Annotated in this window: 17 protein-coding genes; 10 read left to right on the top strand and 7 right to left on the bottom strand. The window is 63.9% G+C overall.

All coding sequences use genetic code 11. The features are described 5' to 3' along the window. The first annotated feature begins 38 nt into the window (after positions 1-38). Genes KJJ24_RS03765 through KJJ24_RS03750 form a run of 4 tightly spaced genes read left to right on the top strand, consistent with a single transcriptional unit; the run spans position 39 to position 4787 of the window. Positions 39-635: a biotin transporter BioY gene (locus tag KJJ24_RS03765; RefSeq protein WP_250544901.1), complete on the top strand. Its 597-nt coding sequence runs from the start codon at positions 39-41 to the stop codon at positions 633-635. Beyond that, complete coding sequence (gene lspA / locus KJJ24_RS03760) at positions 632-1081, top strand: signal peptidase II (protein WP_214341236.1); 450 nt, start codon at positions 632-634, stop codon at positions 1079-1081. Before KJJ24_RS03765 ends, lspA begins: the two co-directional genes overlap by 4 nt. Beyond that, entirely contained in the window at positions 1078-3198 is a 2121-nt protein-coding gene (locus KJJ24_RS03755; RefSeq protein WP_214341233.1) for a transglycosylase domain-containing protein, read from the top strand. Before lspA ends, KJJ24_RS03755 begins: the two co-directional genes overlap by 4 nt. 11 nt (positions 3199-3209) lie before the next feature. Next, entirely contained in the window at positions 3210-4787 is a 1578-nt protein-coding gene (locus tag KJJ24_RS03750; RefSeq protein ID WP_371811770.1) for a YcjF family protein, read from the top strand. 164 nt (positions 4788-4951) lie between these two features. Here KJJ24_RS03750 and KJJ24_RS03745 read toward each other — a convergent pair whose 3' ends face one another. Continuing rightward, complete coding sequence (locus tag KJJ24_RS03745; protein ID WP_214341231.1) at positions 4952-6391, bottom strand: aminotransferase class V-fold PLP-dependent enzyme; 1440 nt, start codon at positions 6389-6391, stop codon at positions 4952-4954. A gap of 87 nt (positions 6392-6478) precedes the next feature. Between KJJ24_RS03745 and KJJ24_RS03740 the strand changes: the two genes are divergently transcribed. Continuing rightward, positions 6479-6964, top strand: coding sequence for a nucleoside deaminase (locus KJJ24_RS03740; protein ID WP_214343251.1), 486 nt, complete (start codon positions 6479-6481; stop codon positions 6962-6964). Here the strand turns inward: KJJ24_RS03740 and KJJ24_RS03735 are convergent. Together KJJ24_RS03735 and KJJ24_RS03730 are read right to left on the bottom strand one after the other, a co-directional pair. Continuing rightward, positions 6894-8084 carry an alanine--glyoxylate aminotransferase family protein gene (locus tag KJJ24_RS03735; RefSeq protein WP_214341229.1) on the bottom strand — a complete coding sequence of 397 codons (1191 nt, stop codon included), beginning with the start codon at positions 8082-8084 and terminating at the stop codon, positions 6894-6896. The two genes, KJJ24_RS03740 and KJJ24_RS03735, sit on opposite strands and share 71 nt — an antisense overlap. Before the next feature lie 50 nt (positions 8085-8134). Next, positions 8135-8665 (bottom strand): allophycocyanin subunit beta, encoded by a 531-nt coding sequence (locus tag KJJ24_RS03730; RefSeq protein ID WP_214343250.1) that lies wholly within the window; start codon positions 8663-8665, stop codon positions 8135-8137. A gap of 230 nt (positions 8666-8895) precedes the next feature. Here KJJ24_RS03730 and glnA point away from each other — a divergent pair, with 230 nt between their 5' ends. Next, positions 8896-10314, top strand: a complete 1419-nt coding sequence (glnA, locus tag KJJ24_RS03725; protein WP_214341227.1) for a type I glutamate--ammonia ligase — start codon at positions 8896-8898, stop codon at positions 10312-10314. Between the two features lie 79 nt (positions 10315-10393). Here the strand turns inward: glnA and KJJ24_RS03720 are convergent, their stop codons facing one another. Next, the gene (locus KJJ24_RS03720) at positions 10394-10624 is read right to left on the bottom strand and encodes a hypothetical protein (RefSeq protein WP_214341225.1); all 231 of its coding nucleotides are present in this window, start codon (positions 10622-10624) and stop codon (positions 10394-10396) included. A 180-nt stretch (positions 10625-10804) separates the two neighbouring features. On the opposite strand from KJJ24_RS03720, the gene KJJ24_RS03715 reads away from it, so the two are divergent. Then, positions 10805-11860 carry a class I SAM-dependent methyltransferase gene (locus tag KJJ24_RS03715; RefSeq protein WP_214341224.1) on the top strand — a complete coding sequence of 352 codons (1056 nt, stop codon included), beginning with the start codon at positions 10805-10807 and terminating at the stop codon, positions 11858-11860. Positions 11861-11916: 56 nt separating this feature from the next. After that, positions 11917-12225, top strand: coding sequence for a copper-binding protein (locus KJJ24_RS03710; RefSeq protein ID WP_214341222.1), 309 nt, complete (start codon positions 11917-11919; stop codon positions 12223-12225). A gap of 7 nt (positions 12226-12232) precedes the next feature. Here the strand turns inward: KJJ24_RS03710 and KJJ24_RS03705 are convergent, their stop codons facing one another. Continuing rightward, on the bottom strand, positions 12233-12505 hold the full coding sequence (locus KJJ24_RS03705) for a hypothetical protein (protein WP_214341220.1): 273 nt from the start codon (positions 12503-12505) through the stop codon (positions 12233-12235). A gap of 36 nt (positions 12506-12541) precedes the next feature. On the opposite strand from KJJ24_RS03705, the gene KJJ24_RS03700 reads away from it, so the two are divergent. Then, entirely contained in the window at positions 12542-12829 is a 288-nt protein-coding gene (locus tag KJJ24_RS03700; protein WP_250544899.1) for a DUF6439 family protein, read from the top strand. Here the strand turns inward: KJJ24_RS03700 and KJJ24_RS03695 are convergent. Both KJJ24_RS03695 and KJJ24_RS03690 read right to left on the bottom strand, forming a co-directional pair. After that, positions 12826-13242 carry an ATP-binding protein gene (locus KJJ24_RS03695; protein ID WP_250544898.1) on the bottom strand — a complete coding sequence of 139 codons (417 nt, stop codon included), beginning with the start codon at positions 13240-13242 and terminating at the stop codon, positions 12826-12828. The two genes, KJJ24_RS03700 and KJJ24_RS03695, sit on opposite strands and share 4 nt — an antisense overlap. Positions 13243-13276: 34 nt before the next feature. Beyond that, the gene (locus tag KJJ24_RS03690) at positions 13277-13999 is read right to left on the bottom strand and encodes a GUN4 domain-containing protein (protein WP_214341216.1); all 723 of its coding nucleotides are present in this window, start codon (positions 13997-13999) and stop codon (positions 13277-13279) included. Between the two features lie 138 nt (positions 14000-14137). Between KJJ24_RS03690 and mnmH the strand changes: the two genes are divergently transcribed. Beyond that, positions 14138-15151 (top strand): tRNA 2-selenouridine(34) synthase MnmH, encoded by a 1014-nt coding sequence (gene mnmH / locus KJJ24_RS03685; protein ID WP_371811769.1) that lies wholly within the window; start codon positions 14138-14140, stop codon positions 15149-15151. Positions 15152-15158: the final 7 nt, after the last annotated feature.

The raw sequence follows: 15158 nt of genomic DNA, 5'->3' as shown, positions 1-15158 counted from the left end.
GGCAGCAAACGCTTGCGTCACCGCCACTCTCCTGCAGGATGGGGGCCTCTGCCTGGCCTGCCTTGCGAGCCCTCACCAATTGGAGCGGCGCTCTGGCCGGGCTGTTGCTGATCGTGTGTGGCGGTTTGGTGCAGGCTGCTCTGCCCAGCTATGGACCCAATGGGCTCAGCTTCATCCCCCTGCCGATGACACTGCAGGTGCCAGCGCTGCTGCTCACGGCGCTCATCTGCGGGGCCCGCTCGGCGATGCTGGCCGGTGTGGCTTACATCAGCCTGGGGCTGTTTCAGCTGCCGGTGTTCCAGGCCGGCGGCGGCTTGAATTACCTGCTGGATCCAGGCTTCGGCTACATCGCGGGATTTCTGCCGGCGGCCTGGCTGAGTGGACGCTTGGCGCGACAACCGGGCATGGACAACCTGCTCAGCCTGACCGGCGCCGCCCTGCTCGGGCTGCTGGTGCTGCAGGTCTGCGGCTTGGCCAACCTGCTGCTCGGAGGTTTGGTGGGCCGCTGGAACGGCGCTCTACCCCAGCTCCTGCTCAGCTACAGCTTTGGGCCCTTGCTCCCCCAGCTCTTGCTCTGCTGCGCCGTAGCAGTGCTGGCCCTGCCCCTGCGCAGGCTCCTGCTATTGGAGTCATGAAGAGGTCTGCTTATCTCACCGCCCTGGTCGTGGTGGTGAGTGATCAGCTGAGCAAGCTCTGGGCCCTGCAACAGCTCAATAGTGGATCGGTGATGCCGCTGCTACCGGGCCTGCTGCAACAGCGACTGGTGTTCAACACTGGAGCCGCCTTCAGCGTGTTGGAAGGCAATGCCATCGGCCTAGGGGTGGTGAGCGCCGCTGTTGCGGTGGGACTGGTGTTCTGGATCCAAACCAGCGGTCCCCTCAGCCGCTGGCAAAGCCTTGGGTTGGGGCTTCTTCTGGGAGGGGCGATCGGCAATGGACTGGATCGCTTGCGGATCGGGATGGTGGTGGACTTCCTTGAAGTCGTGCCCATCCATTTCCCGGTGTTCAACCTGGCGGATACAGCGATCAACCTCGCGGTGCTGTGCCTGCTGATCGATCTAGTACGCCGCCGCAAGCCATGAGCGGCGGCGCCGCGGAGCTGCGCTGGTGGAGCCCAGGCGGCAGGGAACAGCGGCTGCAGCTCACCCCAGGTGCCTATCGCCTGGGTCGTGACGCCAACGCGGAAATCTGCATTCAGGCACCGGGCGTGAGCCTGCAACACGCGCTGCTGGAGCAGGTGGGTGGTGCATGGCTGCTGAGTGATCTCAACTCCACCAACGGATTGTGGTGGCGAGGTCGGCGCATTCACCAGCTCTTGCTCAGCGATGGGGATCGCGTCTGTCTGGCGCCCGACCATGCGAACACTGCCGCCGAGCTGCAGTTCAGCCACCCCAGCGAGCGCCCCCTCAGGCTGCTGCGCCGTTTGAGCAGTGTTGCGTTGGCGGCGATGGCCATGAGCGGGCTGGCCCTGCTTGGGCTAGGGCGCCTGCAGGTGCCAGTGCGCCCTGGGATGGCCCTGAACCGTGGGCCGCTGGTGCTTTACGACGGTGCCGATCGACCTCTGGCGTCGGCCGACTCCTCCCAGCATCGAGAGCAACGCTCCCTCAGCGGCTTTCCCAGCCTGCTCATCGATGCCCTGCTGGCCAGCGAAGACAACCGCTTCTGGTGGCATCCCGGCCTTGATCCGATCGGAACAGCCCGGGCACTGATCACCAATCTCAGTGGCGGCCGGGTGCTGGAAGGGGGCAGCACGATCACACAGCAGCTGGCCCGCAGCCTGTATCCCGAACAGGTGGGCCGTGGCGAAACCCTGGCGCGTAAGTGGCGAGAGCTGTTGGTGGCCCTCCAACTGGAGGCGAGCAGCAGCAAGCGCAGCCTGCTGCTCAACTATCTCAACCGGGTGTATCTCGGCGTGGGGTGGGGCTTTGAGGATGCCGCCCGTCAATACTTCGGCAAACCCGCCAGCCAGCTCAGCCTCGAAGAGGCGGCGTTGCTGGTGGGGCTGCTGCCATCCCCCAATGGTTTCGATCCCTGCAGCAATCCCCAGGCGGCCCTCAATTCCCGCAACCGGGTGTTGGTGAAGATGGCGGAAGCGGGGCGCATCAGCGCAGAGCGGGTCCGCCAGGCCAGGCGGCAACCCTTGCGAATGGCCGCGCAGGCCTGCGGCACGAGCGGCAGCGCCCGGCCCATGCCCTTTTACACCGATCAAGTGAAACGGGATCTGGAGGGTCTGCTGGGGGCAGATGTGGCCGCCGAAGGTAATTTCCTCGTCAGCACCTACCTCGATCCGTTGCTGCAACAGGTGGTGGAGCGGCGCCTACAGAAGCGGCTCAACGCTGGCACTGGACCCAGCCAGGGGGCTGTGGTGGTGCTGGATAGCCGTCACGGGGGCATCCTGGCGATCGCTGGTGGGCGCGACTACAACCAGAGCCAATACAACAGGGCCAGCATGGCGCTGCGCCAGCCGGGCAGCACGTTCAAGCTGTTCCCCTATCTGGCGGCCCTAGAGCTCGGCCTGAAACCCACGGATTCGGTGCCCTGCGGCCCGCTGGAGTGGGGAGGCCAGGTCTTTCGGAGCGGGTGTGCCGGCAACCTCAGCTTGCAAGCCGCGTTCGCCAGTTCCAGCAACACCGCAGCCTTACGCCTGGCGCGCCGGGTCGGGCTGGATCGCGTGGTGGATCTGGCGCGCCGCCTTGGCATCAGCAGCCCGTTGGAGCCTGTGCCGGGGCTGGCCCTCGGCCAGGCGGAAGTGCGCCTGGTCGAGCTCACAGCGGCCTACGCCGCCGTAGCCAACAACGGCACGTGGCATGCGCCCAGCACGATCCGCCTACTCACCGATGCCGAACGCAAACGCAGCGCAGCAGCTAGTGGGCTGCGCTGGCATCAACAGCGGCGCGTACTCACCGAAGCCCAGGCTCAGCAGATGCAGATGATGCTCCGGGCCGTGGTGCGTTCGGGCACCGGCCGAGCGGCACGGCTGGGCGGAGAGGAAGGGGGCAAAACAGGCACCACCAACGACGGGCGAGATTTGCTCTTCGTTGGCTATGAGCCCAGCCGGCACTGGGTGGCCGGCGTCTGGCTTGGCCATGACGACAACCGCGCGACCGGGGCCGGCAGCGCCTTGGCTGCTGAGCTCTGGGGCGAGATCATCCGATCAGCCGGTCGAGGCCATCTCGATCGTCAATCCACCCTGCGCTGAGGTCTGAACCCTTGAAAGCTCCTGCCCGGCTTTGGCTCTGGCTCGGTGGCGGTCTGCTGGTGCTGGTGGTGATGACGGCGGTGCTGCAGGCCATCAACAACCTGATCTGGCAACTGAGCTATCTGCTGCCGGCCTGGCTGGTGGGGCCCTTCACTCTGCTGCTATTCGGAGGCGGCGCTTTGTTGGCTGCTCGGTTCGCCTGGCCGTGGCTCGACACACTGCGAAAACATGGCTGGCGACTGCCAGCGCGCCATGGGGATCGCAGCGCGGCCGCCTTGCCACCCCCGCCCGGCAACCGACAAGAAGCGGCTCAACAGCAACTGCAAGCGGTGGATCAACTGCTGGAACGCATCCGTGATGCAGTGCAAAAGGAAGCACTCCAGCAGGAGCGCCAGCGGGTGGCCGCTGAACTGGAACGCGGTGACCTGGTGGTGGTGGTCTTCGGCACCGGATCAGCAGGGAAGACGTCGTTGATCCGAGCGCTGCTGAACGACGTTGTGGGACAGGTAGGAGCCGCCATGGGATCCACCGGGGCCTGCGTGAGCTATCGGCTGCGGCTGCAGAACCTCAGCCGGGGCCTGAAGCTGGTGGACACACCGGGCATCTTGGAAGCAGGCAGCGAAGGGCAGCGGCGCGAACAGTTGGCCCGCAGCGAAGCCGCCAACGCTGACCTCCTGGTGCTGGTGGTGGATGGCGATCTGCGGGCAGCGGAGCAGGAGGTGTTTTCAGCCCTCTCTCAGCTGGGTAAACGGCTGCTGCTCGTGCTCAACAAATGCGACCTGCGCGGGCAGGAGGAGGAGCGACGGCTGTTGGCACTGCTGCGGCGCCGATGCCAAGGCCGAATCGCGGCCGAGGATGTGATCGCCACCAGCTCGGCACCGCAATCAGTGCCGATGCCAGGGGGCAAACCGTTGCAACCCGAGCCCGAAATCGATGCCCTGCTGCGCCGCATCGCTCAGGTCTTGCACAGTGATGGCGAAGAGCTGATCGCCGACAACATCCTTCTTCAGAGCCGACGCCTCAGCGATGCAGGTCGCAGGCTCCTCAGCGAACAACGCCAGCAGGATGCCGAAAGCGTGGTGGATCGTTACAGCTGGATCAGCGCCGGTGTGATTGCCGCCACGCCGCTGCCCGGGGTTGATCTGCTCGGGGCCGCAGCTGTGAATGCCCAGATGGTGGTGGAGATCGGCAGGATCTATGGGGTCAGCCTCAGCCGAGCGGCCGCCCAAGAGTTGGCGGTTTCAGTGGGGCGCACCCTGGCCAGCCTCGGCGTGATCAAAGGCGGAATGGGCCTGATCAGCGCAGCACTGAGCCTGAATCTGCCGGCCTTGGTGCTCAGCCGAGCCGTTCAAGCGGTTGGGGCCGGCTGGCTCACGCGAGTGGCGGGACGCAGCTTCATCACCTACTTCCAGCAGGATCAGGACTGGGGCGATGGTGGCATCCAAGAGGTGGTGCAGCGGCAGTACGACCTCAACCGCCGCGACTCAGCCCTGCAGGCCTTCCTGACCGCTGCCTTCAATCGTGTGGTGGAGCCGTTGCAGCGGCAGCAAAAGCAGGATCGACTGCCGCCGCAGCCGAAGTCGCGCTAGCAGAAGCCAAGCCCAATGCCTCAGGAGGAGGGGGCAGCAAAGGTCCGCGTGCATCAAGCACAGTGATCAACACCAGATAGGCGGCGGCGATCGCGATGGAGATGGCACCCGTCACGATGGCCACCCAGCGGCCTCGGGGTTGCGGTGCAGTCATCAGCGGCAACTCAATGGGATGGAAGGGAAGCCGCTAGCACGTCAGCCACGGCCTGGAGCTGCTCGGCACCGGTATGAGGGTTGCCCAGCACGGCCTTGAGGTGATGGCGGCCTTGGTAGAGCGGGCGTGACAACATCAGCTGCGACTCGAGCAGGCGGTGGCGAGTCTGCTGTGACCAAACCTCCGCCTCGGATGCATCGAGGTCTTGGGGGGTGAAGGCCAACAGATGCAGTGGACCACCGCGCAGCTCGAGAGGCAGGGCACTGAGCAGCGCCTGGAGCTGGCTGCGGCGCTCGATGGCAGCGCTGAGCAAGTGGTGGATGCCGTTCATTCCAAGTTGGCGCAGGCCGAGCCAGAGCTTGAGCACTTCAGCTGGCCGCGTGCCCTGCAAACCGCATTCCCCGCCGTGGGCATCCGCCCAGCTGGGCTCCATATAGGGCAGGCCTGTGGCAAAGCAGCTGGCCAGAAGATCCGGCTGGCGAAGCAACAGCAGCGAGGAGGTTTTGGTGATGCCGAGCAGCTTCTGGGGGTTCACCGTGAGCGAATCGGCCAAGCCCAGACCTGAAACGAGGCTGGCATGGCTGGCGCTGAGACCGAAGACCGCACCGATGGCCCCATCCACGTGCAACCAGATCTGATGGCGGCGACACAACGCCGCCATCTCGGAAAGAGGATCGATGGCGCCGCGCACGGTGGTGCCGGCGGTGGCCACAACGGCCAACACCGGCAGTCCGGCAGACCGGGCAGCATCGAGATCAACCGACAACTGATCCACCTGCAAACGCCCGTGGGCATCGACCGCCACCGGCCGCAGTGCCGCCGGCGGTAGGCCCATCACCGCCAGAGCCTTCGCCGTGGACACATGGGCATCAGCGCTGCAGAACACAACGGCGTCTTGCACGCCCACCAACCCCCGCTGCTGGCGCGCCACCACAAGCGCCATCAAGTTGCTGAGGCTGCCGCCGCTTGCGGCCACCCCACCGGCTTGCTCGCCCAAACCAAGTTGCTTAGCGATCCAAGCGCAAAGGCTGCGCTCCAACCGCGACAAGCTGGGGGAGAGCTCCTCCGCCAGCAAATTGTTGTTGAGGCCGGCACAGATCAGATCAGCCACCACAGATGCCGTGAGCGGTGGCGGATCGAGGTGAGCCATCGAGCCGGGGTGCAACGGATTGAAGGCTCCATCCATCACCAGCTGCAGATCCTCCAGCAACCCTGCAGCCGATAGCCCGTTGACCGCGGGTGACACGTCCGGCAGAACACTCAGCAGTGGCAGGGGAGAGCGCTGGTCGGCATCGGCCCACCAGCGGCAGAGCTGATCACTGGCGCTGTGCAGGAATGAAGCCAGCTCAGGGTCGAGCTGGCCGGGGTGCGGAAACAACGGCAGGGGCGCAGAAGCCGCGGACTCGGGCTGAGGGGCTGGAGCCAAGGCGGCGCCGCAGGGTTGGCTCATTCTCCCCAATCACGTGGTGGGATCAGACGCTGGCATTGTGACTGCAGCGTGGACTGGGTTCTGGAACAGGCGCTGGAGATCCTGTGGATGCAACGCCTACTGCGGCGGGCCGCAGCGGTGGGGGCCGAGGGTGAGATTCCAGTGGCCGCTGTGGTGCTCGATGGTCAAGGCCGGGCAGTGGGCTGGGGCAGCAACCGGCGGGAGCAAGATCAACAGCCCCTGGGCCACGCAGAACTGATAGCCCTGCAGCAGGCAGCTCGGTTGCGCAGCGACTGGCGCTTGAACGACTGCACGCTGCTCGTCACCCTCGAACCGTGTCCAATGTGCGCCGGGGCCTTGGTCCAAGCACGGGTAGGCCGGGTGGTGTTCGGAGCAGCGGATGCCAAACGCGGTGCCCTCGGGGGAGTGCTCGACCTGAGCCAAGACCCCAGCGCCCATCACCACATGCAGGTGCACGCGGGGGTGGAAGCTGAGGCTTGTGCCCTCCAGCTGGGGACCTGGTTCAAGCTGCGGCGGCAGCAGCAACGGGAACAGCGTTTCGGAAAGCAGGCAGCTCTTGCTCAAGAAGGTTGAGCAGACGATCCACGTTCTCCTCTCGGCTGTTGTAGCCCATCAGACCAATACGCCACACCTTGCCGGCGAGAGCGCCGAGGCCACCTCCAACCTCGATACCGTGCTTATTCAGTAAATGCAGGCTGAAGGCCTTGCCGTCCACACCGTCGGGAATGCGCACGGTCGTGAGAGTGGGCAAGCGCAGATCAACCGGCACGTGGCATTGCAAGCCGAGGGATTCAAGGCCAGCCCAGAGCTTCTCAGCGTTGCGGCGGTGGCGCTCCCATACGTTCTCGAGGCCCTCTTCCGCGATCAGACGGAGGGCCTCACGCATGCCGAAATTCATATTCACCGGCGCCGTGTGGTGATACACCCGATCGCTGCCCCAGTACTGGTTGAGCAGGCTCACATCCAGGTACCAGTTGGGAACCTTGCCGCTGCGTGCGGCCAGCTTCTCTTCAGCGCGGGGGCCCATGGTGAAGGGCCCAAGGCCAGGAGGGCAACTCAGGCCCTTCTGGCTGCAGCTGTAGGCAAGGTCAACCTTCCACGCGTCGAGATACAGCGGGACCGCTCCGAGCGAGGTGACGGTGTCGAGCAGCAGAAGGCAGTCGTACTGGCGGCAGAGATCGCCAATGCCATCCATGGGCTGACGCACACCAGTGGAGGTTTCGGCGTGCACCATGGCAAGGATCTTGGGGCGGTGCTCCTTGAGGCCAGCCTCGATCTCCTCGAGACTGAACGCTTCACCCCAAGGCTTTTCGATCGTGCGCACGTCGGCCCGATAACGCCCTGCCATGTCTTGCAGGCGAAGACCGAAGTAACCCTTCACGGCCACCAACATGGTGTCGCCGGGCTCCACCATGTTGGCGATGGTGGCTTCCATCGCGGCCGATCCAGTGCCGCTCATGGGCAGGGTGAGGCGGTTGTCGGTCTGCCACACGTAACGGAGCAGCTCCTGAACCTCGCCCATCAAGGCAACGTAGAGGGGATCCAGGTGCCCAATCGGTGTGCGGCTGAGGGCCTGCAGCACCGTGGGATGGGCATTGGAGGGGCCAGGGCCCAGCAGCAGCCGATCCGGCGTAGCGATCGGGCCGAGCTGGAGACGATGCCGATCGGACACAGGAGAAGAGGAGGTTGCCAAGGCCTGGTTGGGTCTGTGTGTGGGAGCCTACAAACGAGGTGACGCGCTGCTCAGCGGGCGCGGACGTTGTTGTCAGCGAGGCCGCGGCAGAGGTGATCAAAAGGCGGGCGCACAACCGCGTTGAGTTGATCAAGGCTGGCAACACCAGCATCGAGCAGCTGCTCGCACAGCACATCAGCCATCAGAGCGATGCTGCGCACGGTGGGTCCGGTGGGCACACCAAGACTTTTATAGGTGTCGTCGAGACCGTTGAGGACCCGCTCGTTGAGGATCGTGCTGTCGTCAGCCACCAGGGCGTAGCTGGCGTAGCGAAGGAAGTAATCCATATCGCGCAGGCAGGCTGCCCAGCGACGGGTGGTGTAGGCGTTACCCCCTGGCAAGAGCAGCTCGGGATCGGCCTGCCAGAGGCGCTGACTAGCCTCGCGCACAATCTCGGCAGCCTCGCGGTTGATCAGCTCAACAGCGGCAAGGCGCAGTTGAGATTCAGAGAAGTAAGCAGCGATGCGGTCGACAGCGTCGCGATCGAAATAGCGGCCTAGCTGGTCATAACGACCGATCAAACCAGTGATGGCATCGCGCATGGCGTGAAGGATCGACGCACCTGTGCCGGAAGGTAGCACCTGCAAACCCTCAAAACCCTTGCTGTTGCATGGATCTGGTCAAGATGACAGAAACGGTTACGCAAGTGGGTGCTCTGGCATCAGTCGAGATTTTGGTTACACCTGATACACAGGGGTGACGGGGCTGCTCCGTACGGTCCCGCGAGCCCGGTTCCAGGCGGGCTTCCTCTCAGCCTTCAAGCGCTCACGTCATGGCCAAAACCGCCCAGGACGTCCTCCGTCAGATCAAGGACGAGGGCATCGAACTGATCGATCTGAAGTTCGTTGATCTTCACGGCAAATGGCAGCACCTCACCGTTTGCCAGGACCTGATCGACGAAGCTGCCTTCACTGAAGGGGTGGCTTTCGATGGGTCGTCGATCCGCGGCTGGAAAGCGATCAACGAGTCGGACATGGCGATGGTGCCCGACCCCAACACTGCGTGGATCGATCCCTTTTACAGCCACAAAACACTCAGCCTGATCTGCTCGATCCAGGAGCCCCGCAGCGGCAAGCCCTATGCCCGCTGTCCCCGTGCCCTAGCCCAGAAGGCCCTTGACTATCTCGGTAGCACTGGCCTGGCTGACACCGCCTACTTCGGCCCTGAGCCCGAGTTTTTTGTGTTCGACGACGTGCGCTACAAGAGCGCCAACGGCTCGAGCTTCTACAGCGTTGATTCGATCGAAGCCCCTTGGAACACCGATCGCGTTGAAGAGGGCGGCAACCTTGCCAACAAGATCCAGCTCAAGGAGGGCTACTTCCCGGTATCGCCCAACGACACGCTGCAGGACATGCGCAGCGAGATGTTGCTGACCATGGGAGCACTGGGTGTTCCGATCGAGAAACAGCATCACGAGGTTGCGACCGCCCAGCACGAACTGGGCATGAAGTTTGCGGAGCTGATCAGCGCGGCCGACAACGTGATGATCTACAAATATGTGGTGCGCAACATTGCCAAAAAGTACGGCAAAACCGCCACATTCATGCCCAAGCCCGTGTTTGCCGACAACGGCAGCGGCATGCACGTGCACCAAAGCCTTTGGAAGGCCGGCCAGCCTCTGTTCTGGGGTGAAGGCACCTACGCCAACCTCTCGCAAACCGCCCGTTGGTACATCGGCGGCCTGCTGAAGCACGCCCCCAGCTTCCTGGCCTTCACCAACCCCACCACCAACAGCTATAAGCGTCTGGTGCCGGGCTTCGAGGCACCGGTGAACCTGGTGTACTCCCAGGGCAACCGCTCCGCCGCCGTGCGCATCCCCCTCACCGGCACGAACCCCAAGGCCAAGCGCCTCGAGTTCCGCTCCGGCGACGCGCTCTCCAACCCCTATCTGGGCTTCGCAGCGATGCTGATGGCTGGCATCGACGGCATCAAGAACCAGATCGACCCGGGCGACGGCACCGACGTTGACCTGTTTGAGCTATCGGCCGAAGAACTGGCCAAGATCTCAACCGTTCCCGCCTCGTTGAACGGCTCTCTGGAAGCCCTCAAGGCCGACCACGAGTACCTGCTGGCCGGTGACGTCTTCACCGCAGACTTCATCGACAACTGGATCGCCCTGAAATACGAGGAGGTGCAGCAGCTGCGTCAACGGCCCCACCCCCACGAATTCACCATGTACTACGACGCCTGATTCAGATTCCGAGTCAGTGCACCCCTTTGCCCCGGCTGACAGCCGGGGTTTTTTTGTGAGGGTGAACGCCGCGAGCGGATCAGTCGTGGCGCAACTGAGCGATGGCGCTGTCGTGCAGGCGACGCTCATGGGCATGCCTTTCGGCCCAAGCCACCTCCTGGGAGTGCACATCCGAAGCCTCGGATTGGTCGGCCGTGGCATGGCGCTGAGCCACGACCGGCTGATGACGACGCTGCTCCTGCTGGCGATGGCGCATCCATTCCACAAACAGGGGCTCGCTTTGAGCGCGACCGACAGGTGCGTTGCTCATGACTTCCTCCGGAATCGATTCATGGGTTCATTCTGTAGCAATCAATACAGTTCAGACGATTGCTCCAAGAAACGTGATCTGGGTTCAGCTGGGCACACAGACCCACCGCTGGCCCCTGGCCATCGCGATGTCACTCGGGATCCGCTGGAATGGTGGACTGCTGCATCCCTGCGCCACTCCATGGCTGATCAACTCACCAAGCTCGCCTACAAGGCCCTGCAGCAGGGCAAGAGCCTGGCGGGTGTGGCCCACAAAGAGGTGAGCACAAAGCTGATGGAGTTGGTAGCCCCCGAGGGTGCTCCGAAAACCCGGCCAATCCCACCGCAGATGCTTGGGGACCTTCAGGCCGCCAACAACGCCTTGATGGAGTTGGACTGGCAGGAAGCGGAAGAGGGTCTTTACCCCACCAGCCTGCTGTTCGATGCCCCATGGCTCGACTGGGCCACCCGTTACCCGATGGTGTGGCTGGATATGCCGAGCACCTGGAATCGGCGCAGTGAGCGGAATGTGAACGATCTACCCCAAGAGATCGAGAGCGAGAACTATCCCGACTACTACCTGCAGAACTTTCACCACCAGACCGATGGCTACCTGAGCGATCACTCCGCTTCGCTGTATGACCTGCAGGTTGAAATCCTGTTCAATGGCACCGCCGACCCGATGCGGCGCCGCGTGATCAAGCCTCTGATCCAAGGCCTTCGCGCCTTTACCGATCGGCCGGCCAGCCAGCTGAGGGTGCTGGATGTGGCCACAGGCACAGGCCGGACGCTCCGACAGGTGCGGGCTGCGCTGCCTGAAACACAGCTGGTGGGTCTGGATTTGTCTTCGGCCTATCTACGCCAGGCCAACCGTTGGTTGAGCCAGCTGCCCAACGAACTGCCCCAGCTGGTGCAGGGCAACGGCGAAACCATGCCGTTTGCCAGCGGAAGCATGCAGGGCATCACGTGTGTGTTCCTGCTGCATGAGCTGCCGGGCGAAGCACGCCAAAACGTGATCAACGATTGTTTCCGGCTGCTCGAGCCCGGTGGCGTACTGGTGATGGCCGATTCGGTGCAACTGGCGGATTCGCCGCAGTTCGAACCCGCCATGGATAACTTCCGTCGCATGTTTCATGAGCCGTATTACCGCGATTACATCGCCGACGACATCGATGCCCGCTTAAGCACCGCCGGATTCACGGGCATCCGAGCCAGGTCTCACCTGATGACCCGAGTGTGGAGTGCCACCAAGCCCTGACAAAGGGCCTTGACGACGGCAGGAACGCCATAGGGTCCGGCCAAAGGGATGAAGGCATGAGCAATCCGTTCAGCGTGCGCTGGTTAGCAGGCTGGACCTTCCAGACCGTGTTCATGGAGGGCTGTGTGCAGGTGGAAGCCCACGGTTTCGGCATCTGCCTGCGAACGCCTCTGCTCACTGGTGAGAGCCCGGTGGTGGCGGCCGATCGACTCGTGCTAGCGGAAGACCGCAGGAGGCGGGCTCTCCATAACGCATGGCTGCGGGGTCAGCGACTGCCAGCACCGCCTGAGGCACCACCGCTCAGTGGTGCCAGTGCTGAGGTGGAGCCAAGCCCGGTTGAACCATTGATCAATCTGGCGGCCTGAGACCCGATCAGCGCTTCAACCACAGGGCCAGTAGCAGCCCCAAGCCACCCCAGCGCAAGGCATTCCACAGGGCCGTGTCATGCCAAGTGCCTGTGCGCAAGGGCTGCGGTAAAGGATCCAGCACGCGCTGAGCCAGAGCCATGCGCTGCCTCAGACGTCGGGCTTGAAGGCTGTCATCAACGCTGGGGAGGCGCTCAGCCCGCGACACCTGAGCCATCAGGTTGCCTAGCTGATGCAGCCAGCGAATGGGCGTATGCGGAGAGCGCGAACGGTGCTGCATCCCGTCAGGATGGCGGCCAGAGCGAGGTTTCGTCCAGTGTCAACGCTTCAACAGTGGCCTGAGGCAAGCCGTGCCAGCGCGGAGAGCCTGCATCGGTTGCTCACCATCGATAACCGCAACTGGCATGCCCAGAAAAGCCAACCGCAGCGGCGCGCCGCCGAACAGCTCGCTGCCGCCCTGGTGCAGCTGCTCGATCCATCAAACCCACCCAATGCGCCCCTCAGCACCCAGCAACGCCAAGACGCAATCGCCTTACTCGAGAGCGCTCTTGGTTGGCTGCGCGGGGAGCTGAAAGACCCGGGCTGTCCGAGCCACGGTCACTAACGGCGCAGGGCCACCTGCACGCGGTTGCCCCGGGCACTCCAGCGCACGTCATCAAAACAGGCATCAATCAGAAACAAGCCCCTACCGCAGAGCGCGTCGGCCTGATCGGGGAGATGCACGCTGCGGGCCTCCAGCGGAAGACCACAGCCCTGGTCCTGCACCTGAAACACCCACCAACGGGGCGTCACGATCCGGCGAATACGCAGGCACTTTGCGGGATCGTTGGCATTGCCATGGCGAACCGCATTCACCAACACTTCCTGCAGGCCCAGCTGTAGAGCTGAGAGCTGCTCCACGCAGCTGATCGGCTCAAGCAACACCTCCAGCAGCGGTGCGAGCTGCAGGGTGGAGGGGGTGATGAAATCGGCCCAGCGATGTGCCATCGAAGCCCAGCCGGCGGAAGCGCCGCGCATTGCTTGAAGCTACCTCTGCGGCGGCAAGGCAGGCTCAGGCCGATACGCGCTGTTGCAGGCCGGGGTGGGAGAGGAGGGCATCCATCAACCTCACACCACGCAACTGATTAACCAGGGGCAGGTGACCCTCGGGCGCCTCAAGCGACCAGGTGAACGAACGGGGGTAACGGGTCCACACGCCACCCTGTTTCCAGCCGAGCCGAGGCCAAAGCTGGTCCCAACGTCCATTGAGTGAGCGCAACAACCTGATCTGCACGGAGAAGCCAAAGCGACCCTGTGAATACATCACCCAGAGGCGGTCGATACTCTCCAGATCGACCGAAGCGATCGGAGGCACTTCCGAGTAATACACGTAGCCGCGTTGCACAGCGGCCTCTCCGGCGAGTTGGCGCAGGTGCTCGCTGGTGAGGCGGTCCGCCTCTTCAAACTGCTGATCCACTAGAGCCCGCTGCAGCGGGGCGTAATCGATTCCGCTGGCGCTGGTCACCGCTAACCAGCCTTCGCTGTAACGCTCACGGAAGGTCTGCGTGAGGCCGTCGTCGTCTGCGACCAACAGCTGAATCAGCAGACCCGCAGCCCAGTCGTCGCTGGTGGCATCGAGGCGATCGAGCTGTCCAGGAATCAGGGGGCGGAGCTCAGCGGAGCGTTGCAGCACCTGGCTGAGCAGGCTGCGGCGCTGGCGTGGATTGGCAGCCAGAAAACGCTCGAGCAGCTGTTCAGCATTAACTGTTGTGGTTACAGGGGGTCCGGAAAGCATGAAGAAGGGATCAGACCTGCCAGTCAGCCAGCGCTGGCCCACTATGTCAGGCATGGCCGGGGCAAGGCGGGATCAGTGATCGAAGGGGCGCAGCTCATCCGGGAACCGATCGAGCGGTTTCTGCAGCCATGCGGACCAGTGGTGGACGTGCGGGCACCGGCTGAATACGCGCAGGGTCACATCCCAGGAGCCCACAACCTTCCCCTGTTCAGCGATGAGCAACGAGCCGCGGTGGGAACCACCTACAAGCAGGAAGGACGCCAGGCGGCCGTGCAGCTGGGGTTGGAGCTGGTGGGCCCACGGCTGGGTGAGCTGGGCGGGCGGCTGAAGGGTTTCGCGAAGCAGAGCCCCGGCCAGCCGTTGCGGTTGCATTGCTGGCGCGGAGGCATGCGCTCCGAAAGCGTTGCGTGGCTCGCTCGGCAGCTGGATTTGGAAGTGAATCTGCTGCTGGGTGGCTACAAGGCCTTCCGGCGCTGGGTGCTCGACTCGTTTGAAACGCCATGGCCGATTCACCTGCTGGGGGGGCGCACCGGCTGTGGCAAAACCGATCTACTGCTGGCTTTAGCTGCACAGGGCGGCGCCGTGATCGATTTGGAAGGGCTAGCTCACCACCGGGGGAGCAGCTTTGGAAGCCTCGGCATGCCACCCCAGCCCAGCAGCGAGCATTACGAAAACCGCATCGCGATGGCGCTGCATCAGCTGCAGGGGGCCGGCCAGATCTGGTTGGAGGCCGAGAGCGCCCAGGTGGGCCGCTGCCGCATCCCAGCTGGGCTTTGGAAGCAGATGCAACAGGCGCCACTGCTGGAGATTCGCAGGCCCCTCGCAGAGCGCGTTGAACAACTGGTGGCGGTGTATGGCGTGCAGGATCAGCACGCGCTCAAAGAGGCCACCGAACGCATTGCCCGGCGCCTCGGCCCCCAACGCACAGCGACTGCACTAGAGGCGATTGCGCAGCAGCAGTGGGGCAAGGCTGCCCTGCAAATGCTGGACTACTACGACCGCTGCTACGACCACGAGCTGGAACGCCACGGCCAACATGGCGGACACAGGCTGCTGGGCCATCACGATCTAGAAGGGCTCTCAGCTGAGGCGGCCGCCAAACAACTGATCGACAGCGGCGCAATCAGAGCCCATGGCCGGAGTGCTGCCTAGGATCGAG

Source organism: Synechococcus sp. LA31, assembly GCF_018502385.1.
Classification (GTDB): domain Bacteria; phylum Cyanobacteriota; class Cyanobacteriia; order PCC-6307; family Cyanobiaceae; genus Vulcanococcus.
This window is presented reverse-complemented; position numbering and strand designations above follow the sequence as displayed.